Origin of the sequence: Enterobacter sp. 61D5, assembly GCF_034107965.1 — a bacterium.
GTDB lineage: Bacteria > Pseudomonadota > Gammaproteobacteria > Enterobacterales > Enterobacteriaceae > Enterobacter > Enterobacter cloacae_M.
The window spans coordinates 143,798-167,631 of the sequence record NZ_JAWNFK010000019.1 but is presented as its reverse complement, the minus strand read 5'-3'; the positions used below and the strand labels follow the sequence as shown (position 1 = coordinate 167,631).

Annotated in this window: 16 protein-coding genes; 12 read left to right on the top strand and 4 right to left on the bottom strand. The window is 56.1% G+C overall.

The window, feature by feature from the left end; translation table 11 throughout:
- The first annotated feature begins 104 nt into the window (after positions 1-104).
- The 3 genes from murB to UTM25_RS17795 are packed head-to-tail and all read left to right on the top strand — an operon-like array spanning position 105 to position 3,101.
- Positions 105-1,133 carry a UDP-N-acetylmuramate dehydrogenase gene (gene murB / locus UTM25_RS17805; protein WP_194401355.1) on the top strand — a complete coding sequence of 343 codons (1,029 nt, stop codon included), beginning with the start codon at positions 105-107 and terminating at the stop codon, positions 1,131-1,133.
- Positions 1,130-2,092, top strand: a complete 963-nt coding sequence (gene birA / locus UTM25_RS17800) for a bifunctional biotin--[acetyl-CoA-carboxylase] ligase/biotin operon repressor BirA (RefSeq protein WP_194401356.1) — start codon at positions 1,130-1,132, stop codon at positions 2,090-2,092. The genes murB and birA overlap by 4 nt, the downstream gene beginning before the upstream one ends.
- A gap of 16 nt (positions 2,093-2,108) precedes the next feature.
- Entirely contained in the window at positions 2,109-3,101 is a 993-nt protein-coding gene (locus UTM25_RS17795; RefSeq protein ID WP_194401357.1) for a glycosyl hydrolase family 8, read from the top strand.
- A gap of 48 nt (positions 3,102-3,149) precedes the next feature.
- Here the strand turns inward: UTM25_RS17795 and bcsG are convergent, their stop codons facing one another.
- Genes bcsG through bcsE form a run of 3 tightly spaced genes read right to left on the bottom strand, consistent with a single transcriptional unit; the run spans position 3,150 to position 6,575 of the window.
- Positions 3,150-4,829: a cellulose biosynthesis protein BcsG gene (gene bcsG / locus UTM25_RS17790; RefSeq protein ID WP_023309595.1), complete on the bottom strand. Its 1,680-nt coding sequence runs from the start codon at positions 4,827-4,829 to the stop codon at positions 3,150-3,152.
- Positions 4,822-5,019 (bottom strand): cellulose biosynthesis protein BcsF, encoded by a 198-nt coding sequence (gene bcsF, locus UTM25_RS17785; protein ID WP_024908822.1) that lies wholly within the window; start codon positions 5,017-5,019, stop codon positions 4,822-4,824. Before bcsF ends, bcsG begins: the two co-directional genes overlap by 8 nt.
- Complete coding sequence (bcsE, locus tag UTM25_RS17780) at positions 5,013-6,575, bottom strand: cellulose biosynthesis c-di-GMP-binding protein BcsE (protein WP_194401358.1); 1,563 nt, start codon at positions 6,573-6,575, stop codon at positions 5,013-5,015. The genes bcsF and bcsE overlap by 7 nt, the downstream gene beginning before the upstream one ends.
- Positions 6,576-6,750: 175 nt before the next feature.
- Between bcsE and bcsR the strand changes: the two genes are divergently transcribed.
- The 9 genes from bcsR (at position 6,751) to UTM25_RS17735 (ending at position 22,616) form a co-directional block, all read left to right on the top strand.
- Positions 6,751-6,939 (top strand): cellulose biosynthesis protein BcsR, encoded by a 189-nt coding sequence (gene bcsR / locus UTM25_RS17775; RefSeq protein ID WP_008503237.1) that lies wholly within the window; start codon positions 6,751-6,753, stop codon positions 6,937-6,939.
- 11 nt (positions 6,940-6,950) lie between these two features.
- Positions 6,951-7,703 (top strand): cellulose biosynthesis protein BcsQ, encoded by a 753-nt coding sequence (gene bcsQ, locus UTM25_RS17770; RefSeq protein WP_194401359.1) that lies wholly within the window; start codon positions 6,951-6,953, stop codon positions 7,701-7,703.
- Positions 7,700-10,315, top strand: a complete 2,616-nt coding sequence (gene bcsA / locus UTM25_RS17765; RefSeq protein WP_029740462.1) for a UDP-forming cellulose synthase catalytic subunit — start codon at positions 7,700-7,702, stop codon at positions 10,313-10,315. Before bcsQ ends, bcsA begins: the two co-directional genes overlap by 4 nt.
- A 10-nt stretch (positions 10,316-10,325) precedes the next feature.
- Positions 10,326-12,746, top strand: a complete 2,421-nt coding sequence (gene bcsB, locus UTM25_RS17760) for a cellulose biosynthesis cyclic di-GMP-binding regulatory protein BcsB (RefSeq protein WP_194401360.1) — start codon at positions 10,326-10,328, stop codon at positions 12,744-12,746.
- A 6-nt stretch (positions 12,747-12,752) separates the two neighbouring features.
- Positions 12,753-13,859 (top strand): cellulose synthase complex periplasmic endoglucanase BcsZ, encoded by a 1,107-nt coding sequence (gene bcsZ / locus UTM25_RS17755; protein WP_320715125.1) that lies wholly within the window; start codon positions 12,753-12,755, stop codon positions 13,857-13,859.
- Positions 13,841-17,323, top strand: coding sequence for a cellulose synthase complex outer membrane protein BcsC (bcsC, locus tag UTM25_RS17750; protein WP_320715117.1), 3,483 nt, complete (start codon positions 13,841-13,843; stop codon positions 17,321-17,323). Before bcsZ ends, bcsC begins: the two co-directional genes overlap by 19 nt.
- A 119-nt stretch (positions 17,324-17,442) precedes the next feature.
- Positions 17,443-19,449: a biofilm formation regulator HmsP gene (gene hmsP / locus UTM25_RS17745; RefSeq protein WP_194401362.1), complete on the top strand. Its 2,007-nt coding sequence runs from the start codon at positions 17,443-17,445 to the stop codon at positions 19,447-19,449.
- 159 nt (positions 19,450-19,608) lie between these two features.
- Positions 19,609-20,895, top strand: coding sequence for a dicarboxylate/amino acid:cation symporter (locus UTM25_RS17740; RefSeq protein WP_194401363.1), 1,287 nt, complete (start codon positions 19,609-19,611; stop codon positions 20,893-20,895).
- A gap of 227 nt (positions 20,896-21,122) precedes the next feature.
- A complete protein-coding gene (locus UTM25_RS17735) occupies positions 21,123-22,616 on the top strand; it encodes a M16 family metallopeptidase (RefSeq protein WP_194401364.1) in 1,494 nt (497 codons plus the stop codon).
- A gap of 63 nt (positions 22,617-22,679) precedes the next feature.
- On the opposite strand, the gene UTM25_RS17730 is transcribed toward UTM25_RS17735, so the two are convergent.
- Positions 22,680-23,609, bottom strand: coding sequence for a sugar kinase (locus UTM25_RS17730; protein ID WP_194401365.1), 930 nt, complete (start codon positions 23,607-23,609; stop codon positions 22,680-22,682).
- Between the last annotated feature and the right edge of the window lie 225 nt (positions 23,610-23,834).

Sequence of the window (23,834 nt, the reverse complement as noted above, 5' to 3'; positions counted from 1 at the left end):
ATCCGAAAGGATGGCCTTTTTGCGTTTATACGCTGCACAAACTAATCCCCCAACGCCCTGCTTATACGGTAAACTACCTGCGTTTTTGCATCAGGATAGCGTCTATGAACCACTCCCTTAAGCCCTGGAATACCTTTGGCATTCAACGCAATGCTAAACAAATTGTTCGTGCCGATAATGCACAGCAACTGCTGGATGCATGGCAAAGCGCAACAGAAAATAACGAACCCGTACTGATTCTGGGCGAAGGAAGTAATGTCCTGTTTCTCGATGATTTTGCGGGAACGGTGATCGTTAACCGCATCATGGGGATTGATGTTGAAGAGCGTGCCGATAGCTGGCACCTGCACGTGGGGGCCGGTGAAAACTGGCATCATCTGGTGCAATTCACCCTCGAAAAAGGGATGCCGGGCCTGGAAAACCTTGCGCTTATTCCAGGCTGCGCCGGATCGTCACCTATTCAAAATATCGGTGCCTACGGCATCGAACTGAAACATGTCTGCGAATATGTCGACTGCATCGAACTGGCGACCGGAACGGCTAAGCGTTTAACGGCGGAACAGTGCCGGTTTGGCTATCGTGACAGTATCTTCAAGCATGAATATCAGGATCGCTACGTGATTGTCGCCGTGGGCCTGCGCCTGTTGAAGAACTGGCAGCCCGTGTTGACCTACGGAGATTTAACGCGTCTCGATCCGGCTACCGTAACCGCCCGCGACGTTTTTGACTCGGTTTGCCATATGCGGATGACCAAACTTCCCGATCCAAAAGTAAACGGAAACGCCGGCAGTTTCTTCAAAAACCCGGTTATCAGCAACGAAAATGCAAAAGTCTTTCTTGAAGGATGGCCAGCCGCGCCACATTACCCTCAGGCTGATGGCAGCGTGAAGCTTGCCGCAGGATGGCTTATCGATCAATGCCAGCTAAAAGGCACTTCAGTAGGCGGTGCTGCCGTTCACCAGCAGCAGGCTCTGGTGCTGATTAATCAGCGCGATGCGACCAGCGATGATGTTGTACAGCTGGCTCATTATGTTCGTCAGCGTGTGGGCGAAAAATTTAACGTCTGGCTGGAGCCAGAAGTTCGCTTCATTGGCTGCACAGGTGAAGTTAATGCCGTGGAGGCTATCGCGTGAAGGACAATACCATTCCCTTAACCCTGATTGGCATCCTTGCTGACGGTGAGTTTCATTCTGGCGAGCAGCTGGGTGAACAGCTTGGCATGAGCCGTGCTGCTATCAATAAACATATCCATACGCTTCGCGACTGGGGTGTTGATGTGTTCACGATTCCTGGAAAAGGCTACAGCCTGCCGGAGCCGATTCAATTGCTGAATGAAGAAACGATCCGCAGCCAGATCGGACACGGCAATGTTGCGGTGCTTCCGGTGATTGATTCGACGAACCAGTATCTTCTGGATCGTCTGCCTGAGCTGACATCCGGCGATGCCTGCGTTGCTGAATATCAACAGGCCGGTCGCGGCCGTCGCGGTCGCAAATGGTTTTCGCCATTTGGCGCTAACCTCTATTTGTCTATGTACTGGCGACTCGATCAGGGCCCGGCCGCTGCTATTGGCCTGAGTCTGGTCATCGGCATCGTCATGGCGGAAGTGCTGCACGATTTGGGGGCGGATAAAGTACGTGTTAAGTGGCCTAATGACCTCTACCTCAACGATCGTAAACTTGCCGGCATTCTGGTCGAACTGACGGGAAAAACGGGCGATGCGGCGCAAATCGTCATTGGCGCAGGCCTCAACATGGTGATGCGCAATGTACAAAATGATGTGGTGAATCAGGCCTGGACTAACCTCCAGGAGGCGGGGATCGTCATCGATCGTAACACCCTTGCCGTGCGTATGATTAAAGAGTTGCGCAGTTCACTCACGCTTTTTGAGCAGGAAGGGCTGGCACCGTTCCTGTCTCGTTGGGAAAAGCTGGATAACTTCATTAACCGCCCGGTGAAACTGCTGATTGGTGATAAAGAGATCTACGGGACTTCACGCGGTATTGACGCACAGGGCGCGCTGCTCCTGGAGCAGGATGGCGTGATTAAACCCTGGATGGGCGGTGAGATTTCACTGCGAAGTGCCGAATAACCGGATCGAGTTAATTATGCGAAAACCCGTGTGCAAAACGCTGGCCGTCATGATGAGTCTGCTGTTCTCGCCTCTCTCTCATGCGGATCGGGCCTGGGAGAGTTACAAGGCCCGCTTTTTCAAACCGGAAGGCCGCATTGTTGATACCGGTAATGGCGGCGTGTCGCATACGGAAGGTCAGGGTTTTGCCATGCTGATGGCGGTGGCCAACGACGATAAAGCCACGTTCGATAAGCTCTGGCAATGGACAGACAGTCAGCTGAAGAACAAAGAAAATGGTCTGTTTTACTGGCGCTATAATCCCGCAGAGTCCAACCCGGTCGCCGACAAAAACAACGCTGCAGATGGCGACGTGCTGATTGCCTGGGCGTTACTGAAAGCCGACGCCCGCTGGCATGACAAACGCTACAGCGCCGCATCGGATGCAATTACAAAAGCACTGATTGACCACAGCGTGATCCGCTATGCCGGTTACCGCGTAATGCTGCCCGGCGTCCAGGGGTTTAAGCTTGAGGGTGAAGTGGTCCTCAATCCTTCCTATTTCGTGTTTCCGGCCTGGCAGGCCTTCTCCAGACGCAGTCATTTGCCGGTCTGGCGCGATTTGATTAAGGACGGGAAACGCCTGCTGGGGAAAATGGGTTCGGGTAAAGCGAATCTGCCCACTGACTGGGTTTCACTGGCATCAGGTGGCAAGCTGGCTCCTGCAAAAGGCTGGCCACCGCGAATGAGCTATGACGCGATTCGTGTTCCGCTGTACATTGCCTGGTCTGATAAGCAAAGCCCGCTGCTGACGCCGTGGAAGGCCTGGTTCGGACAGTTCCCCCGGGAACAAACGCCCGCCTGGGTTAACGTCGCGACCAACGAATATGCGCCCTACATGATGGAAGGCGGCCTGCTGGCTGTACGTGATTTCACGATGGGGCAGTCTTCCGGTGAACCTGAAATCACCGCTAAAGACGACTACTATTCGGCAAGTCTGAAAATGCTGGTGTGGATCGCCCAGCAATAATGTCGACATTGCCCCTCTCCCCGATGGGGAGAGGGACGTCATACCGTGTTACTGCGGATACGGTACCCAATCCCCGCCGTTCAGGCGAACGTAAGGTTTGTTTTGATATTGAATGACGACCGCGTTAGCGTTCTCTGAGACTTCTGCCGTTTGCGGCAGTTTGCTGGTGAGCTGATCCCAGTTCACGCTATCCTCCACAAACAGCTTCCCGTCAACGGCGCGGGCAACCAGTTCTGAGATCGCCAGATAGCTGGTTGGCTGTGTAATCTCAATCGGTGCGCCCTGATGCGGTGCCTTCATCCCAAAGAATTTAATGCCTGCAGGTACGTTGGTGATGGACGGGCTTGGGATATCACGCAGACCCGACACCTGCATTCTGTCACCTTTCAGCGCACCACCGTGCTCAGGCACTACAACCACCATCACTTTACGGCCTGATTTTTCCAGCTCCGTGAAGAACGCGTCCAGCTCGTCAAAGAACTTCTGCGCACGCACTTTATAATCAGCCGTTTTGCTCACGCCCGGGAAATGGTTACCGTCGTGGAGCGGCAGGGTGTTAAAGAACGTCGCGCTGCGCGGATTACTGTCTTTTTCGATGGTCTGCAGCCAGCGCTGCAGGACGGCAGTATCGTCATAAACGGGCGAACCGTCGAAGCCCAGCAGAGAGACAGGAAGACCGGTTTGATCCATCAGCGGTGCCTGCATGCCGCCCTGTTCACGCACCTCTTTCAGGAAGTTACCGAACTGGCCGTTATGCCCCAGCATCAGGTGCTGCGTGAAGCCCAGCTTTGCGAGGTTATCGAACAGATAACACTGGTTGCCGGCGGGTTGATACAGGTTTTTATGCGATGTCTGACCGCAGCTTGCACGCAGCAGGCGGATCGCCGCCGGGCCGCTGTACGAGGTGGCAGAGTTGAAATCTTTAAACTGAATATCGAAGTGTGACCACAGCGGATGAGACATCAAACCGGCGGCGTCCACGTCGGCCCAGGAGAGAGAGCAGATGTTGATCACCAGCAGTTCAAACGGCTGAGCATCCGCCGGCAGCGCATCCGGGAATTTAGTCTGTCGCTTGTCTTCCGCGGTATAGAAACTGGAGAGCCAGGCGTTCAGGTTGGTTGAGGTCGGCGGTGCGGTCTGGGTTGGGATATCGCCCACCACAGGCGTATCGCCTGCCGTTGTGACGGTTGCCGCCGCGCTTCCCCCTGTGGTAGTCACCGTGGTGGTCGGTTGACCGGCAGGCCACAGCGAAAAGTTCGGCCCAGCCAGCGTCAGCACGTTAAGCCAGATCATAATCGCGACGACAAACACCGTGACGCGGATCCACTGTGACAGGAACAGCCAGGCAACCAGCAGCACAAACACCGCGCCAATCATTTGCCAGTTAATAAAGCGCTCGGTCAGATCGAGGACATAGCTGGCGCTAAAGCCCGCCACCTGCGACCCCTGGCTCATAATGCTGTCCGGCCCCGGTAGCCAGGTATCATGCCAGAACAGCGCAAAGCCGACAGGTATAGCGACCCAGTGGCGCAAGCGATGTAGCCTGATATTCGGCAGCGGCATCAGCAGGAAGGCCATAAACACCAGGTTGAGAAGGGGATGGAAATTCAGATAGCCTGCCCACAGCAGGCCAAACTTCACCAGAAAGTAGAAGTTCCAGCCGGAAAGGCCGCGCCAGTATTGCCAGAGCGGCGAGGGTGACGAAGCGGTATAGGTAGAATTAGTCATGTTTTCGGTCTGCCTTGACGTGTGATGCCCGTGTCAGTGTTCCGGCTGGTTTTACATAGCGAGGTTTAATAAACAGCACTCTGGCCGTATCACGGATACGGCGTATGGAATGGCGCGCATAGTAGCCAAGCGGGAAAAAGATCAGCGCACAGAATATAACCAGTTGAATGATATCGCTGATGTTCATGATGATGCGTTCTCCGCGTTGTCTGTTAATAAGCGAAGGGGCTCCGGAACCCGACGCCAGACGTGTCCATCATGTCTGGCATTGAGGATCGGTTTGGCATCGCTCTTGATTGCGAGCGGTTTGGCCCATTGTTCAGGCTGGAGCGCACGCATCTGCACCAGCTCCGCGCTAATCGTATTATCTTCGAACCAAATCATACGGTTCGAGAAAATATCCCCTGTAGGCAGGGGGAAGATGTGGTTAAGCGCCGTATCGAGATCGTTTACCCGGCAGAAGGACAAAAACAGCACCAGGCGATTGTCGCCAATGGTCATGATGTCCCCTGTACGGTTCGGGCGACATAAGGTGAGAGCCTGTTCAACGCGAATACCCGGTACAGGACGCAGGGCAACCATAACCCCTTTTCCATCAGCAGGTAGAAGCGTGTTGTTCATCATGTTGCCCACGGCGTCGCAGAAGGTATCCCATTTTTGGTACCCACGCAGCTTCATCGGCTGCGTCATGGAGAGCAGCGTGGAAATATCTTCCGGTACGTGGCGGCTAAACTGCTGGCCCTGAACGCTTTCGATAAGCGTCAGGCAGCGTGACAACGGCGCATTCCAGGGAATAACCATATTGGCGCCGCAGCCCAGAAGCAGGCGCTCATCGGTGGCGCGCAGGCTGGTATTATTTTCGCGCACGATAATTTTTAATGCGCTTCCGCGCTGGCGGCGTAAGGTGTGGATTTGCCGTGCCAGCGTCTCAATCTGGTTATTCTGCATCAGCGAGAAAATAAGGGTTGCCGCCTGGGTTGTGCGGGCTTCATGGAAAAGGGCTTCGTTAGATTCAAACAGCGTCCAGTTTTCCGACAGGGCGGGTGCCCCCTCTAAAACCGCGATATGGCTCAGGATGCGTTTTTCATCACTGCGCGGCTGCACCACGGTTTCTTCCTGCTGCGCCAGGTGCCACTCGCCCTCGATATGTTTCAGCGTAAGCTGTTGCCTGGCACTCACGCCTTTTTCATTACACCAGAATGCAATATCGTAGAGATAGCTGCCTGCCTGGTCACGAACGCTTGCCAGGCCGAACAGGGAGCGATATTCGCCCATTAAAAGTGAAAACAGCTTGTCATTATTACTGCCGGGATTGACTATCAATAGCGTGCAATTTTGAAATTTTGCCCATTTATTGATATTTTCCAGCCACGAAAGCAGTTTTTCCGTAGGGATATTTTGCAGAACGTTATTGGCGCATTTAAGAATCACTAAATAGCGATCCGGATCAATAGAGCACTGAACGTCGCGGGTCAAAAAGTATAGACTATCGGCTTCCGATGTCATGGAAAATAATCGCACCGTCTTGGGGCCGCAGTCACTTTCAAGCGTGATAATGTTCTTCGGCTCTTCGCCCATGCTAATGACGGCCACGCGGGAATCCTTATCCTGAGCAGCAATTGTCTGGTTTACCAGACTGATAGCATCTTCATTACGGTCCGTATTAATCCACCAGACTCCTCCGACTGGCATGTGGCTCAATTCGTCCCATAATGACTGGATGCCAATAGAAAATATGGAGTCCACGGTGTCCCTCTTTTCGTCTAATTTATCTGTATCTCAGTTTACTAGCGAAAGCGTAGAAATAAACCTAACATTGAAATTAAAGAACATCAGATTTAGCATGTAAATGAAATTTGTCAGGGCAGGAAGCCCCGCAACTTCTTTAGCGTGCGATTTTCCTTAAAGGGATGGAAAAAGAATGGATAATAACGAACCTGGAACCCCAGTCGACTCGACTCTGGGTTACACATTCCAAAACGATTTTCTGGCGCTGACGCAGGCCTTTTCTTTACCTGAAATAGATTACACCGATATTTCCCAGCGGGAACAGTTGGCCGCGGCTATTAAACGCTGGCCGTTATTAGCTGAATTCGCCCATCAACAATAAGGGAGCCATTGATGGCCATACTCGGATTACAGGGTGTCCGTGGCGGTGTGGGTACCACATCAGTTACCGCGGCGCTGGCGTGGTCATTACAGCTTTTAGGTGAATCGGTGCTGGTTATTGACGCCTGCGCCGATAATTTGTTGCGTATGTCGTTTAACGTCGACTTTTCTCGTGAAGAGGGCTGGGCCCGGGCACTGCTTGATGATAAAGACTGGCAGGATGCAGGGATGCGCTATACCTCCCAGCTTGATCTGCTGCCGTTTGGGCAACTGACCACCACGGAACGCGAGAGTGAAGCCGCGTATCAGCGCCTGTTTTCGCAGTTCACGCTGGCGCTGCAAACCCTGAAAGAAAAGGGACACTACAAGTGGATCCTGCTGGATCTGCCGCACGGCGCCGGCACGCTGACCCGACAGCTTATCGCCCAGTGCGATCATATACTTTCCATCGTCAACGTCGATGCGAACTGCCATATCCGCCTGCATCAGCAGGGGCTGCCTCAGAACGCTCACCTTCTGATTAACGATTTGCGCATTGGCAGCCAGATCCAGGACGATCTCTATCAGGTCTGGCTGCAAAGCCAGCGCCGTCTGCTTCCCATTGTCATCCATCGCGATGAGGGGATGGCGGAATGCCTTGCGTCTAAGCAACCGCTCGGCGAATACCGCAGCGATTCACTGGCGGCAGAAGAGATCCTGACGCTGGCTAACTGGTGTCTGCTGAACTTCGCCAACAGGGCGGAGCATGCAGGGAGTTCTGTATGAGTCGTCTCGCCAGCTGGTTACTCATCCCACCGGTCAGTTCGCGTTTGAGCGAACATTACCGGCATTTCCGCCGGCACGGTGCTTCGGCATTTAGCGCCGCGCTCGGCTGTTTCTGGATGATTCTGGCCTGGATGTTTATTCCACTCGAACACCCGCGCTGGCAGCGCATACGTGCCCGGCACAGTGAGCTGTATCCGCACATTAATCCCAACCGGCCGCGTCCTTTGGATCCGGCGCGCTATCTCATTCAGGCCATCTGGCTGGTGGTCACGTCATCCCGCTCAGAGAAAATAACGCCGCACTGGCGCAGCTTCTCCCGCGTCCAGCAGTTACGTGAGCGCTACCACCAGTGGCTGGACAGACTGCCCAACAGCGTAAGCGATAAGACCAGCCATCTGGATAACCATAAAGAGCTCGGGCATCTTCACCCGGGCCTGCGGCGTTTTATCCTCGGCGTGATCGTCGTGTTCTCGCTCATTCTGGCGCTGGTCTGTATTACGCAACCTTTCAACCCTCTGGCGCAGTTCACCTTCCTGATCCTGCTGTGGGGCGTGGCGCTGTTGGTCCGCCGTATTCCGGGCCGCTTCTCGGCGCTGATGCTGATTGTGTTGTCGTTGACCGTCTCCTGTCGCTACATCTGGTGGCGTTATACCTCAACCCTGAACTGGGACGATCCGGTCAGCCTGGTATGCGGTCTGGTGCTGCTGTTTGCCGAAACCTACGCCTGGATCGTGCTGGTGCTGGGCTATTTCCAGGTCATTTGGCCGCTCAACCGCCAGCCGGTTCCGCTGCCAAAAGACACCGCGCAGTGGCCGTCTGTTGATCTCTTTGTACCGACCTACAACGAAGATCTGAGCGTGGTGAAAAACACCATTTATGCCGCGCTGGGCATCGACTGGCCGAAAGACAAGCTCAAGGTCTGGATCCTGGATGACGGCAACCGTCCGGCGTTCCGCCAGTTCGCAGAGGAGGTCGGCGTCGAGTACATCGCCCGTCCGACTCACGAGCATGCGAAAGCCGGGAACATCAACAACGCGTTGAAGTATGCCACAGGGGAGTTTGTCTCGATCTTTGACTGTGACCACGTGCCGACGCGCTCGTTCCTGCAGATGACCATGGGCTGGTTCCTGAAGGAGAAAGAGCTGGCGATGATGCAGACGCCGCATCACTTCTTCTCGCCGGATCCGTTTGAACGTAACCTTGGCCGCTTCCGCAAAACCCCGAACGAAGGCACCCTGTTCTATGGCCTGGTGCAGGACGGGAACGACATGTGGGATGCCACCTTCTTCTGCGGTTCCTGTGCGGTTATCCGCCGTAAGCCGCTGGATGAAATTGGCGGTATCGCCGTCGAAACGGTCACTGAAGATGCGCACACCTCTCTGCGCCTGCACCGTCGTGGCTATACCTCGGCGTATATGCGTATTCCGCAGGCTGCCGGTCTGGCAACGGAGTCACTGTCGGCGCACATTGGCCAGCGTATTCGCTGGGCGCGCGGCATGGTGCAGATTTTCCGTCTCGATAACCCACTGATAGGGAAAGGACTCAAGCTGGCGCAACGTCTCTGCTACGTCAACGCCATGTTCCACTTCTTATCCGGTATCCCGCGGCTAATCTTCCTGACCGCGCCGCTGGCGTTCCTGCTCCTGCATGCTTATATCATTTACGCCCCGGCGCTGATGATTGCGCTGTTTGTTCTGCCGCACATGATCCACGCGAGCCTGACGAACTCGAAGATACAGGGTAAATATCGCCATTCCTTCTGGAGTGAAATCTACGAAACGGTGCTGGCCTGGTATATCGCGCCGCCGACGATGGTGGCGCTGATTAACCCGCACAAAGGGAAATTTAACGTCACCGCCAAGGGCGGCCTTGTAGAAGAAGAGTACGTCGACTGGGTGATTTCCCGTCCGTATATCTTCCTGGTATTGCTGAATATCGTTGGCGTCATCGCCGGTATCTGGCGTTACTTCTACGGCCCGGAAAACGAAATCCTGACCGTCTTTGTGAGTATGGCCTGGGTCTTCTACAACCTGATTATCCTCGGCGGCGCGGTAGCGGTGTCGGTGGAGAGTAAACAGGTTCGTCGTGCACATCGCGTTGAAATCTGCATGCCTGCGGCGATCGCCCGTGAAGATGGTCATCTCTTCTCCTGTACCGTGCACGACTTCTCTGACGGTGGTCTGGGGATCAAAATCAACGGCCAGGCGAAGGTGTTGGAAGGCCAGAAAGTTAACCTGCTGCTTAAGCGCGGTCAGCAGGAGTATGTCTTCCCGACGCAGGTTGTGCGCGTGGCGGGCAATGAAGTCGGTTTGCAGCTGATGCCGTTGACCAAAAAGCAACATATTGATTTTGTGCAGTGTACGTTTGCCCGCGCGGACACGTGGGCTCTCTGGCAGGACAGCTTCCCGGAAGATAAACCTCTGGAAAGCCTGCTGGATATTCTGAAGCTGGGGTTCCGTGGCTATCGTCACCTTGCAGAATTCGCCCCGTCGTCGGTGAAATTAATTTTCCGGTCACTTACTTCGCTGGTTTCCTGGGTCGTGTCGTTCATTCCTCGTCGTCCTGAGCGGGATGAGGCGAAGCAGGCGGACCCGGTTATGGCTCAACAATGATGATAACGCGATGAAAACAAAACTTTCCTGGTTATGTGCAGTGGCAATGGGGATGAATGTCCTCCCCGCAACAATGGCTAACGCAGCTCCTGGTAACGCAGCGGCAACGCCTGCGCCAACGGTACCTGTCGTGGCGCAGGCAACCGATCCGGTTGTCACCGCGGCACCTGGTCAAACAGAAAATATCATGCCGAACCAGCCAACGGAGGGGAACACCCTGCTGGCAGACGGCCAGGTCATCGGGCAGGTGATGCCTGGCGTCCGGGGGGCGAATGCGCCCGTCGTTGCGGACAATGCGCCGTCGCGGGACGTGAAGCTGACCTTCGCGCAAATTGCACCGCCTCCGGGCAGTATGGTGCTGCGCGGCATCAACCCTAACGGCGGCATTGAGTTTGGCATGCGCAGCGATGAGGTCGTCTCCAATGCGGTGCTGAACCTGGAATATACGCCGTCGCCATCTCTGCTGCCGACGCAGTCTCAGCTGAAGGTCTACCTGAATGATGAGCTGATGGACGTACTGCCGGTCACCAAAGAGCAGCTGGGTAAGAAAACCCTGGCTCAGGTGCCGATCAACCCGCTGTTCATCACCGACTTTAACCGTATCCGTCTGGAATTTGTCGGCCACTACCGCGATGTCTGCGAAAACCCTGCCAGCAACACGCTGTGGATGGACGTCGGGCGTAACTCCTCGCTGCAGATGACCTACCAGTCGCTGGCGCTGAAAAACGATCTCTCGGCATTCCCGGTTCCGTTCTTTGATCCGCGTGATAACCGTCCGCTCACGCTGCCGATGGTGTTTGCATCATCCCCGGACGTGACCGAGCAGCTGGCGGCCACCATTGTGGCGTCCTGGTTTGGTTCACGTGCTGGCTGGCGTGGACAGAGCTTCCCGGCGATGTATGACAAACTGCCGGACAGAAATGCCATTGTGTTTGCGACCAACGCGAAACGCCCGGCCTTCCTGCGCGATCATCCGGACGTCAAAGCGCCGACCGTTGAGATGATAAGCCATCCGGAAAACCCGTACGTGAAGCTGCTGGTGGTCTTTGGCCGCGACGATAAAGATCTGGTGCAGGCCGCAAAAGCCATTGCCCAGGGCAACGTCCTTTTCCGCGATGACAGCGTGGTGGTGGATGAGGTCAAACCGCTGCTGGCGCGTAAACCTTATGATGCGCCAAACTGGGTGCGTACCGACCGTGCGGTGACATTTGGCGAGCTGAAAACCTATGAAGAACAGCTGCAGGCGACGGGGCTTGAGCCAGCGCCGATTAGCCTGTCACTGAATCTGCCGCCGGATCTGTACCTGCTGCGTACCAACGGCATTGATATCAATCTGAACTACCGTTATACCGCGCCAGCGACCAAAGACAGCTCGCGCATGGATATCAGCCTGAACAACCAGTTCCTGCAGTCGTTCAGCCTGCAAAGCACGCAGGATACTAACCGCCTGATGCTTCGCCTGCCGGTGTTGCAGGGGCTGCTGGACGGTAAAACGGATGTCTCCATCCCGGCGCTGAAGCTGGGCGCGATAAACCAGCTGCGCTTTGACTTCCAGTACATGAACCCGATGCCTGGCGGCTCGGCGGAAAACTGCATCACCTTCCAGCCCGTACAGAACCACGTTGTGATTGGCGATGAGTCGACCATCGACTTCTCGAAGTACTATCACTTCCTGGCGATGCCGGATCTGCGCGCCTTTGCTAACGCGGGCTTCCCGTTCAGCCGCATGGCCGATCTCTCTGAGTCCATCGTTGTGATGCCAAAAGCGCCAAGCGAAGGGCAGGTCACGACCCTGCTGGATACCATGGCGACCGTTGGGGGGCAGACGGGATTACCGGCGATTAACGTCACGTTGACGGACGATGGCAGTCAGATCCAGAACAAAGACGCTGACATCATGGTGATCGGTACCATTCCGGATAAGCTGAAGGATGACAAACGTATCGACCTGCTGGTGAAAGCGGCCCAGTCCTGGGTTAACACGCCGCTGCGTCAGACCGAGTTCCCGAGCATTATGCCGGATATGAACGACCGTCAGGCCAGCGCGCAGACGACCGTAACGTCTCAGGGGGCAATGGCCGCGGTGGTGGGCTTCCAGTCACCTTACAACGAACAGCGTAGCGTGGTGGCTCTCCTGGCGGACAGCCCGCGCGGGTATGAACTGCTCAATACGGCCATGAACGACAGCGGTAAACGTGCCGCGATGTTTGGTTCCGTTTCGGTGATCCGTGAGTCCGGCGTCAATAGCCTGCGCGTGGGCGACGTGTACTACGTGGGCCATCTGCCGTGGTTCGAACGCCTGTGGTATGCGCTGGCTAACCATCCGGTTCTGCTCGCCATCCTGGCGGCGGTCAGCGTGGTCTTGCTGGCATGGGTGCTGTGGCGTCTGCTGCGTATCATCAGCCGTCGTCGCCTGAACCCGGATGAGTAAGATGTGATGAAAGCCTTTCGCTGGTGTGCATTAGCAGCGTTGATGCTGGCGGCGCTTCCTCTTCGCGCCGCCTGTACCTGGCCTGCCTGGGAGCAGTTTAAAAAGGATTACATCAGTGAGGGCGGGCGCGTTATCGATCCCAGCGACACGCGCAAAATAACGACCTCGGAAGGGCAAAGTTACGCCCTGTTCTTTGCCCTTGCGGCGAACGATCGCCGCGCGTTTGACCAGCTGCTGACCTGGACGCGCGATAATCTTGCCAGCGGTAATCTCAACGACCATCTGCCAGCCTGGCTATGGGGCCAGAAAGATAAAGAGACGTGGGCGGTGATTGATACCAACTCAGCCTCTGACGCCGATGTCTGGATCGCCTGGTCTCTGCTCGAAGCGGGTCGGTTGTGGAAACATCCGGACTATACCCGCACGGGTAAGGTGCTGCTGAAACGTATTGTCAGCGAGGAAGTGGTGAAAGTCCCGGGGCTCGGCGCAATGCTGCTTCCCGGCAAAGTCGGCTTTGCCGATGAAAACGTATGGCGTTTTAACCCCAGCTATCTTCCGCCGCAGTTAGCGAGTTATTTCACGCGTTTTGGTACTCCGTGGACCCAGCTTCGTGAAACCAATCAGCGTCTGCTGCTGGAGAGCGCGCCGAAAGGCTTTTCGCCGGACTGGGTGCAGTATCAGAAAAATAAAGGCTGGCGGTTACAGCAGGATAAATCGCTGGTGGGCGGCTATGACGCCATTCGCGTTTATCTCTGGGTGGGAATGATGAGTGATAAAGATCCTCAGAAAGCCCGGCTTCTGACGCGCTTCCAGCCGATGGCGGCAAAGACAATGAAACGGGGTGTGCCGCCGGAGAAAGTGGATGTGGTCATGGGTAAACGCACCGGGAATGGTCCGGTCGGGTTCTCTGCCGCCATGCTGCCGTTTTTACAACAACGTGATTCCCAGGCGGTTCAGCGCCAGCGCGTTGCAGACCATTTTCCCGATAATAATGCCTATTACAGCTACGTGCTGACTCTCTTTGGGCAAGGATGGGATCAGCATCGTTTTCGCTTCACCGCAAAAGGTGAATTAATACCGGATTGGGGCCAGGAATGCGCAAGTTCACAGTAAATCTACTCACTTTATCGCTTGGCCTGGCGCTTATGCCGATGGTTGAGGCCGCCAACTCTCCGCAGCAGAAACAGCTGCTGGAACAGGTTCGGCTGGGCGAATCGACACAGCGTGAGGATTTGGTTCGTCAGTCGCTTTATCGTCTTGAGCTGATTGACCCGAACAACCCTGACGTCATTGCCGCACGCTTTCGCTACCTGCTGCGCCAGGGCGATAACGCCGGCGCGCAAAAAGAGCTGGATCGTCTGAAAGGGATCGCGCCGGGCTCGAGTGCATACCAGTCATCACGCAACACGATGCTGCTGTCCACGCCGGATGGCCGCCAGCAGCTCCAGCAGGCGCGTTTGCTCGCCACAACGGGACACACGCAGGAGGCGATTGCAGCCTATGACAAGCTGTTTGACGGCAACCCGCCGGGTGGCGACGTGGCGACGGAATACTGGAATGTGGTCGCGAAAGACCCTGCTCGCCGGAATGCGGCCATTAACCAGCTCAAGAAAATAAATACCAGCAGCCCCGGAAATACGCAGCTGCAGGCGACGCTGACCCAGCTTTTGTTCCAGAGCGGACGCCGTGATGAAGGCTTTGCGGTATTGCAGGAGATGGCTAAATCGACCAACGGGCGCAGCCAGGCGTCTGATATGTGGTATGACCAAATCAAAGGCCAGCCTGCCAGCAGCGCCAGCGTCAGCGCGCTGCAAAAATACCTGAGCGTATTCAGTGACGGCGATAGCGTCGCGGCGGCGCGTGCGCAGCTCGAAGAACAGCAAAAACAGCTCGCTGACCCGGCGTTCCGCGCGAAAGCGGAAGGGCTGGCGGCGGTGGATGCCGGGCAGGGGAGTAAGGCGGTGGCTGAGCTGCAAAAAGCCGTCAGCGCCAACCATGCCGACAGTGAAGCGGTGGGTGCCCTTGGTCAGGCTTATTCCCAGAAAGGCGACCGCGCCCGCGCGGTGGCGCAGTTTGAAAAGGCGATTGCCCTCGATCCCCAGAGCGATAACCGGGGTAAATGGGACAGTCTGCTGAAGGTCAACCGCTACTGGCTGCTGATCCAGCAGGGCGATGCGGCGCTGAAGGCGAATAACCCTGCGCAGGCGGAGCGTTACTATCAGCAGGCGCGCGGTATCGACAATACCGACAGTTATGCCGTGCTGGGGCTGGGAGATGCCGCCGCGGCGCGTAAAGATAACGACGCGGCGGAACGTTACTATCGCCAGGCGCTGCGTATGGACAGCGGTAACAGCAATGCGGTCCGCGGCCTGACCAATATTTACCGCGCGCAGTCCCCGGAGAAGGCCTCGCAGTTTATCCAGTCTCTCTCCGCCAGCCAGCGCCGGAGCATTGATGATATTGAGCGCAGCCTGACCAACGAGCAGCTCTCCGCTCAGGCAGAACAGCTGGAGAATCAGGGGAAATACGCCCAGGCGGCAGAGATTCAGCGTCGTCGTCTGGCACTCTCTCCCGGCGACGTGTGGATAACCTATCGTCTCTCGCGCGATCTCTACAGCGCGGGTCAGCGCAGCCAGGCGGATACCCTGATGCGTCAGCTTGCCAGCCAGAAACCGTCCGACCCGGATCAGGTGTATGCCAATGGGCTCTATCTTTCCGGTAACGATCAGGACCGCGCCGCGCTGGCGCATCTGGACACGCTGCCGCGCAGCCAGTGGAACGGCAATATTCAGGAGCTTGCCGACCGCCTGCAAAGCAACCAGGTGCTGGAAACCGCCAACCGTCTGCGCGACAGCGGCAAAGAGCAGGAGGCGGAAAACCTTCTGCGTCAGCAGCCAACCTCCACCCGCATCGACCTGACGCTGGCGGACTGGGCGCAGCAGCGTGGCGATCTGGCGTCGGCGAAAACGACGTACAGCGCCGTTCTGCAGCGTGAACCGCAGAACGAAGACGCGATCCTTGGCCTGACCGAGATTTACAGCGCGCAGGGCGACAAAGATTCCGCGCGCGCAGAGCTGGCGAAATTGCCCGCCGCGCAAAACGGCCAGCCGCTGTCGCTCAACATGCAGCGCCGGATCGCGATGGCGCAGGCAGGCCTGGGCGATTCTGCTGCCGCAGAACAGACCTTCAACAACATCATTCCGCAGGCTAAATCGCAGCCCGGCTCCATGGAAAACGCGCTGGTATTACGTGATGCCGCGCGTTTCCAGGCGCAAAACGGTCAGCCTCAGCAGGCGCTGGAAACCTATAAAGACGCGATGGTGTCGACGGGCATCACCACGACGCGTCCGGCCGACAACGACAGTTTCACTCGTCTGACGCGTAACGATGAAAAAGACGACTGGCTGAAGCGCGGCGTGCGCAGTGATGCCGGTGACTTGTACCGTCAGCAGGATGTTAACGTCACGCTGCAGCACGACTACTGGGGCTCCAGCGGCACGGGCGGTTATTCGGACCTGAAAGCGCACACCACCATGCTGCAGGTGGATGCCCCGCTGTCTGACGGGCGCATGTTCTTCAGAAGCGATCTGGTCAACATGGACGCCGGTTCATTTGATAACAATAACGGGACCTACGATCCAAAATGGGGGACCTGCTACGAAACGCCGTGTAGCGGCAACACCCATCAGTCCGACAATGGCGCAAGCGTCGCCGTCGGCTGGCAGAATAAAACCTGGGCGATGGATATTGGCACCACGCCAATGGGCTTTGACGTCGTCGACGTGGTGGGCGGTATCAGCTACAGCAGCGATCTGGGCCCCATCGGCTATACCGTTAACGCCCATCGCCGCCCAATCTCCAGCTCCCTGCTGGCGTTCGCCGGGCAAAAAGATACTAACACCGGCACCACCTGGGGCGGCGTACGTGCCACCGGTGGCGGCGTGAGCATGAGCTATGACAAAGGTGAAGCAAACGGCATCTGGTCAAGCCTGAATGCGGAAACGCTGACGGGTAAAAATGTGGAGGATAACTGGCGCGTCTGCTGGATGACGGGTTACTACTACAAGCTCATTAATAAAAACAACGAGCGCCTGACCGTCGGCGTCTCCAATATGCTCTGGCACTACGATAAAGACCTGAGCGGTTATACCCTGGGTCAGGGCGGCTACTACAGCCCGCAGGAGTATGTCTCCTTCGCACTGCCGGTGACCTGGCGTAAACGTACGGAGAACTGGTCCTGGGAGCTGGGTGGCTCGGTGTCCTGGTCTCACTCTAAAATCAAAGACGAACTGCGCTACCCGATCCAGAATCTGATCCCGACCGATGAGCCAGACCGCTATACCGACCGGGGCGCGATGGAAACCGGCAGCAGTTCCTCAGGCACGGGTTATACCGCGCGGGCCATTATCGAACGCCGCGTAACGTCCAACTGGTTTGTGGGCATGGGCGTGGATATTCAGGAAGCGAAAGACTATACCCCAAGCCATGCGCTGATCTATGTGCGCTACTCTGCTGCAGGCTGGCAGGGCGATATGGACTTACCGCCGCAGCCGCTCATCCCTTATGCGGACTGGTAATCGGATTTTCCTTAATCCATTTGTAAGTCTCTCTTAATAGCGAGGCAATCGGGTATACTCAGGCGCGCCAGGTTTACACCCTGGCGCGCCCTGCGCTTCGAGTTTTGTGGAGAGTCATTTTGCGTGTCAGCCGTTCCTTAACAATCAAACAGATGGCGATGGTTTCTGCCGTCACCATGCTGTTTGTACTGCTCTTCTGCGTAATTTTGCTGTTTCATTCCGTACAGCAGAATCGCTATAACACGGCTTCGCAGTTAGAAAGTATCGCGCGCTCGGTGCGCGGCCCGCTCTCTGCCTCTATCCTGAAAGGGGATATTCCCGAAGCGGAAACCATTTTAAAACGCATTCAGCCTGCCGGCGTCGTTAGCCGCGCCGATGTGGTCTTGCCCAACCAGTTTCAGGCGCTGCGGATGAGCTTTATCCCGGAGCGTCCCGTCCCGATGATGGTGATGCGCCTGTTTGAACTGCCGGTGCAAATTTCGCTGCCCGTTTATTCTCTTGAACGCCCTGCCAACCCGCAGCCGCTGGCCTACCTGGTATTACAGGCGGACTCTTACCGCATGTATAAATTCGTCATGAGTTGGGTGGTTACGTTAGTGACCACTTGCTTACTTATGACGCTTATTCTCAGCGTGGCGCTCACCTGGTGCATTAACCGGCTGATTGTTCATCCGCTGCGCCGTATCGCCCGCGAGCTGAATACGCTTGCGCCGCAGGATCAGATGGGACATCAGCTTGAGCTGCCGCGTCTGCATCATGACGATGAGATAGGTATGCTGGTGCGCAGCTACAACCTCAACCAGCAGCGCATCCAGCGTCAACAGGATGAGTTAAACAGCAGCGCCACGCGCTTCCCGGTGTCGGAGCTTCCCAATAAAGCCTTCCTGATGGCGATGCTGGAGCAGACCGTTGCCCGTCAGCAAACCACGGCGCTGATGGTTATCGCCTGTGAAACCCTGCAGGACACGGCTGGCGTGCTTCAGGAGAGCCAGCGCGAAATGCTTCTGCTCACCCTGGTGGAAAAGATCAAATCTGTCCTTGCCCCGCGCATGGTACTGACCCAGGTTAGCGGTTACGACCTGGTGGTGATTGCCAACGGCGTAAAAGAGCCCTGGCATGCAATCACGTTAGGTCAGCAAGTACTCACTGTCATTAATGAGCGGTTGCCCATTCAGGGGATCCAGCTTCGTCCAAGCGCCAGTATCGGGATTGCCATGTTCTATGGCGATCTGACCGCGGAACAGCTTTATCGCCGTGCCTTCTCGGCGGCCTTTACCGCCCGGCGCAAAGGGAAAAATCAGATCCAGTTCTTTGACCCGGAGCAGATGGAAAAGGCGCAGCAGCGCCTGACGGAAGAGAGTGACATTCTGACCGCGCTGGATAACCGCCAGTTTGCCCTCTGGCTTCAGCCGCAGGTGGATCTGTTGACTGGAGAGGTAAAAAGCGCCGAGGCCTTGCTGCGTGTGCATCAGCCGGATGGTTCATGGGAGCTGCCGGAAGGGCTGATTGAGCGCATTGAGTCCTGCGGCCTGATGGTTACCGTCGGCTATTGGGTGCTGGAGGAATCCTGCCGTCAGCTTGCCGCCTGGCAGGAGCGCGGCGTGACGCTGCCGCTGTCGGTCAATTTGTCTGCCCTGCAGCTGATGCACCCGACCATGGTTTCAGAGATGCTGGAGCTAATCCATCGTTACCGAATCAAGCCTGATACGTTAACTCTGGAAGTGACGGAGAGCCGACGCATCGACGACCCTAATCAGGCGGTCGCGATCCTGAAACCGCTGCGTAATGCCGGCATTCGCATCGCGCTGGACGATTTTGGCATGGGGTACGCCGGGCTGCGTCAGCTTCAGCACATGAAAACCCTTCCGGTGGATGTGCTCAAAATTGACAAAGCGTTTGTCGACGGTCTGCCGGGCGATAGCAGCATGGTGCAGGCGATTATCCAGGTGGCGCGCAGTCTCAACCTCCATCTTATTGCCGAAGGGATTGAAACCGAAGCGCAACGCGCCTGGCTGGCAGAGGCGGGCGTGGAGAGCGGGCAGGGCTTCCTTTTTGCCCCTGCTGTTCCTTCGGATGTCTTTGAAGAACGATACCTTTCTGGTGCTGACAATAACGCAAAAGTGTAATTTTGTTGCTGGCTTGTGCGAGCCAGCTCAAAGTTCTTAACATTTGTGTTTCAAATTTGAACTGAGTTTATTTCTGTCCTGTTATGTGGGTGTTATTTTAAAGCCGCAGGTTAACCATAACCTTACAAAACCTGTGGTTTTTCTTCCCAAGGACACCTTATGAAAACCTCACTCTTCAAAAGTCTTTATTTCCAGGTCCTGACAGCCATCGCCATCGGTATTCTGCTGGGTCACTATTACCCTGAACTGGGCGCGCAAATGAAACCGCTTGGCGACGCGTTCGTTAAGCTCATCAAAATGGTCATCGCTCCGGTGATCTTCTGTACCGTCGTGACGGGTATCGCCGGCATGGAAAGCATGAAGGCGGTAGGTCGTACCGGTGCAGTGGCGCTTCTCTATTTTGAAGTGGTCAGTACCCTTGCGCTGATTATTGGTCTGATCATCGTCAACGTGGTGCAGCCGGGCGCGGGGATGAACGTAGACCCGTCAACGCTGGATGCCAAAGCGGTCGCGGTGTATGCCGAGCAGGCGAAGGATCAGGGCGTGGTGGCCTTCCTGCTGGACGTGATACCGGGCAGCGTCATTGGCGCGTTCGCCAGCGGAAACATCCTGCAGGTGCTGCTGTTCGCCGTGTTGTTTGGCTTTGCCCTGCACCGTCTGGGCAGCAAAGGCCAGCTTATCTTTAATGTGATCGAAAGCTTCTCCCAGGTAATTTTCGGCATCATCAATATGATCATGCGCCTGGCGCCGATAGGTGCTTTCGGTGCGATGGCCTTCACCATCGGTAAGTATGGCGTCGGTACGCTGGTGCAGCTGGGTCAGCTGATTATCTGCTTCTATATCACCTGTATCCTTTTCGTGGTCGTGGTGCTGGGCTCCATCGCCCGCGCGACGGGTTTCAACATCTTCAAATTTATCCGTTACATCCGCGAAGAGCTGCTGATTGTTCTGGGGACCTCCTCTTCAGAATCCGCGCTGCCGCGTATGCTCGACAAGATGGAAAAGCTGGGGTGCCGTAAATCGGTGGTCGGGCTGGTGATCCCGACGGGCTACTCCTTCAACCTGGACGGCACCTCGATATACCTGACGATGGCGGCCGTGTTTATCGCTCAGGCGACCAACAGCCATATGGATATTTTCCATCAGATTACCCTGCTGGTGGTGCTCCTGCTCTCCTCTAAAGGCGCGGCAGGCGTGACGGGCAGTGGCTTTATCGTGCTGGCTGCTACTATTTCCGCTGTGGGTCACCTGCCGGTGGCGGGTCTGGCGTTGATTCTGGGTATTGACCGCTTCATGTCAGAGGCGCGTGCGTTAACCAACCTGGTGGGTAACGGCGTGGCAACGGTGGTGGTGGCGAAATGGGTGAAAGAGCTGGATCACAAAAAGCTCGACGATACTCTGAATAATCGTTCAACTGACAGCAAAAATCCTGGCTTAACCTCTTAATCTTGTCACAAATGCCCGTATTCCCTTGTCGGGATGCGGGCTCCTGCGCATAATAACTGTTCGTACCTGTCATAATTCGACAAGATTTTTTTTGGGTATATTTCACTTCTGACCGTGACGTTTTGCCGAACGCGCGGTCTAATCGACGTGTTTTCATCGTCATCTTTAAGAGTGAAGCGCGTCGCGAAACACTCTTTTTTAACCAGGAATGTTGATCAGGGGTTCACATGCAGGGCACAAAAATTCGACTCTTAACCGGCGGTTTGCTGATGATGGCAGCAGCCAGTTATGTGCAGGCAGATGCGCTCCAGCCAGACCCGGCCTGGCAACAAGGGACATTAGCGAACGGTTTTCAGTGGCAGGTTTTAGCCACTCCGCAACGTCCCAGTGACCGTGTAGAAATCCGTCTGTCCATTAATACCGGTTCCCTCGCGGAAAGCACTCAGCAAACCGGTTTTAGCCATTTTATTCCCCGGCTGGCGCTCACGCAGAGCGGCAGCCTGCAAGCGGTTCAGGTGCGTTCGCTTTGGCAGCAGGCCATCGATCCGAAACGCCCGCTCCCACCGGCAGTGGTCTCGTATGACTACACCATGTTTAACCTGAGCCTGCCAAATAACCGTAACGATCTGCTAAAAGAAGCGCTTACGTATCTCTCCGATGCCTCTGGCAATCTGGCGATTACGCCGGATACCGTCAACTATGCGTTGAGCAACAGCGACATGGTGGCGACCTGGCCCGGGGATACCAAAGAGGGCTGGTGGCGTTACCGCCTGAAGGGCTCGACGCTGCTGGGACATGACCCGGCCGAACCGCTGAAACAGCCGGTAGACGCCGAACAGGTAAAATCGTTCTACCAGAAGTGGTACACCCCGGATGCGATGACGCTGATCGTGGTGGGTAACGTGGACAGCCGCGCGGTGGTGGAGCAGATCAACAAAGCGTTTGGTGATTTGAAAGGCAAGCGTGAAACGCCAGCGCCTGTCCCGACGCTCTCACCGCTGCGTGCAGAGCCTGTCAGCATTATGACGGACGCCGTGCGTCAGGATCGCCTCTCCGTCATGTGGGATAACGCCTGGCAGCCCATCCGCGAGTCCGCGGCGATGTTGCGCTACTGGCGTGCCGATCTGGCGCGTGAAGCGCTGTTCTGGCACGTTCAGCAGACGCTGAGCAAGAACAACGTGAAGAATATCGGTCTTGGCTTTGACTGCCGCGTGCTGTTCCAGCGTGCGCAGTGCGCCATCAACGTTGAGTCGCCGGGCGATAAGCTGAATGCCAATCTGGGCGTAGTCGCGAAAGAGCTGGCAAAAGTGCGTAAAGAGGGGCTTTCCGAAGAGGAATTCAACGCTCTCGTGGCGCAGAAAAAACTCGAGCTGCAGAAGCTGTTTGCAACCTACGCTCGCGCCGATACCGACATTCTGATCAGCCAGCGTATTCGCTCTCTGCAGAACCAGGTGGTGGACATTGCGCCGGAACAGTACCAGAAGCTTCGTCAGGACTTCCTGAACGGCCTGACCGTCGAGATGCTCAATCAGGACCTCCGTCAGCAGCTGTCGCAGGAGATGGCGTTGATCCTCCTGCAGCCGAAGGGCGAGCCGGAATATGACATGAAGGAACTTCAGACGACCTGGGATTCCATTATGGCTACCGCGCCGCAGCCAGTGCAGGCCGCCACGGCCGATGATTTACATCCGGACGCGACGGATATTCCGCAGGGGCAGTAATGCTTAAACATTCCCTCTCCCTGTGGGAGAGGGTTAGGGTGAGGGCATCAGCCCGCACCTTACTTAAACAGGCATCGCCTCGCGCGGAATAATCGCCCCGCGATACTGAATCACCGTGCTGGCCGTCAGGTGCCCACGCTGTGCCGCCGCTTCCGGCGTTCCACCCGTCAGCCGTACTGCCAGATAGCCCGCGCTGAATGAATCACCGGCCGCCGTGGTATCAATCACTTTCTCTTTGGCAAGCTTCACCGCCGGAACGTTAACCAGCGCTTCACCCGCCACCGCGACCAGGCATGAATCCGCCCCGCGCTTAATCACCACTTCGCTCACGCCTGCCGCCTGCGTGCGTGCAATCACGTCCTCTACCGGTTTCTCACCCCACAGGGCGTCTTCATCGTCGAGCGTGAGGAAGGCGATGTCGGTGCACTGCAGCATCTGCTGATAGACCTGCTGCGTCTCTTCGCGGCTGGCCCACAGGCGCGGGCGATAGTTGTTATCGAAAATAACCTTACCGCCGTTTGTACGGCATTTGCGCAGCAGCGAGAGCAGCTTTTCACGGCTGGTGGGGCTTAAAATCGCCAGGCTGATCCCGCTCAGATAGAGATAGTCAAATGTCGCCAGTTCTTCGCAGATTGCCGCGGCCGCGTCGCTCTCCAGCCAGAATTTGGCCGCGGCTTCGTTACGCCAGTAATAAAACGTGCGTTCGCCGGTGCTGTCGGTTTCGATGTAGTAAAGCCCCGGGAGGCGGTTTTCCATACGCTGAATCAGCGACGTTCCAACATGTTCACTCTGCCAGGCCTCCAGCATTTGCTGGCTAAAGCTGTCCGTACCCAGGGCGGTAACGTAGTTCACGGTAAGCGCGTCAGGTGCGACCTGACGGGCAATATAAACGGACGTGTTTAACGTATCGCCACCAAATCCGCGGCTGACTTCAGCGCCTTTTTGTGACAGTTCAATCATGCATTCGCCAATCACGGCAATTTTTTTGGACATAGTCGTGAACCTGAACAGAAGAATTATCAGCAGTGTGCGCTGAGTGAATTAACTGGTCAACTATATTAAAACAACGTTCCATTATTTTATTTGAGCCAGCGCGTGTTCCCGCGCATTTCTGTCATCTTAATTTCATTTTCCCGGTGAATTGAACATAAAGTTCTCAATTGTCGCGCCGATAATCCTGTGACGAGTCCAGAAAGGCTATCCCAACAACAGGACATC

What these genes read in the sequence shown, in the direction of transcription:
- UTM25_RS17730 (WP_194401365.1), bottom strand. Translation starts at nt 23,609, where the DNA reads ATGTCCAAAAAAATTGCCGTGATTGGCGAATGCATGATTGAACTGTCA.
- murB (WP_194401355.1), top strand. Translation starts at nt 105, where the DNA reads ATGAACCACTCCCTTAAGCCCTGGAATACCTTTGGCATTCAACGCAAT.
- bcsA (WP_029740462.1), top strand. Translation starts at nt 7,700, where the DNA reads ATGAGTCGTCTCGCCAGCTGGTTACTCATCCCACCGGTCAGTTCGCGT.
- bcsZ (WP_320715125.1), top strand. Translation starts at nt 12,753, where the DNA reads ATGAAAGCCTTTCGCTGGTGTGCATTAGCAGCGTTGATGCTGGCGGCG.
- bcsQ (WP_194401359.1), top strand. Translation starts at nt 6,951, where the DNA reads ATGGCCATACTCGGATTACAGGGTGTCCGTGGCGGTGTGGGTACCACA.
- bcsB (WP_194401360.1), top strand. Translation starts at nt 10,326, where the DNA reads ATGAAAACAAAACTTTCCTGGTTATGTGCAGTGGCAATGGGGATGAAT.
- bcsG (WP_023309595.1), bottom strand. Translation starts at nt 4,829, where the DNA reads ATGACTAATTCTACCTATACCGCTTCGTCACCCTCGCCGCTCTGGCAA.
- UTM25_RS17795 (WP_194401357.1), top strand. Translation starts at nt 2,109, where the DNA reads ATGCGAAAACCCGTGTGCAAAACGCTGGCCGTCATGATGAGTCTGCTG.
- bcsR (WP_008503237.1), top strand. Translation starts at nt 6,751, where the DNA reads ATGGATAATAACGAACCTGGAACCCCAGTCGACTCGACTCTGGGTTAC.
- UTM25_RS17740 (WP_194401363.1), top strand. Translation starts at nt 19,609, where the DNA reads ATGAAAACCTCACTCTTCAAAAGTCTTTATTTCCAGGTCCTGACAGCC.
- UTM25_RS17735 (WP_194401364.1), top strand. Translation starts at nt 21,123, where the DNA reads ATGCAGGGCACAAAAATTCGACTCTTAACCGGCGGTTTGCTGATGATG.
- bcsC (WP_320715117.1), top strand. Translation starts at nt 13,841, where the DNA reads ATGCGCAAGTTCACAGTAAATCTACTCACTTTATCGCTTGGCCTGGCG.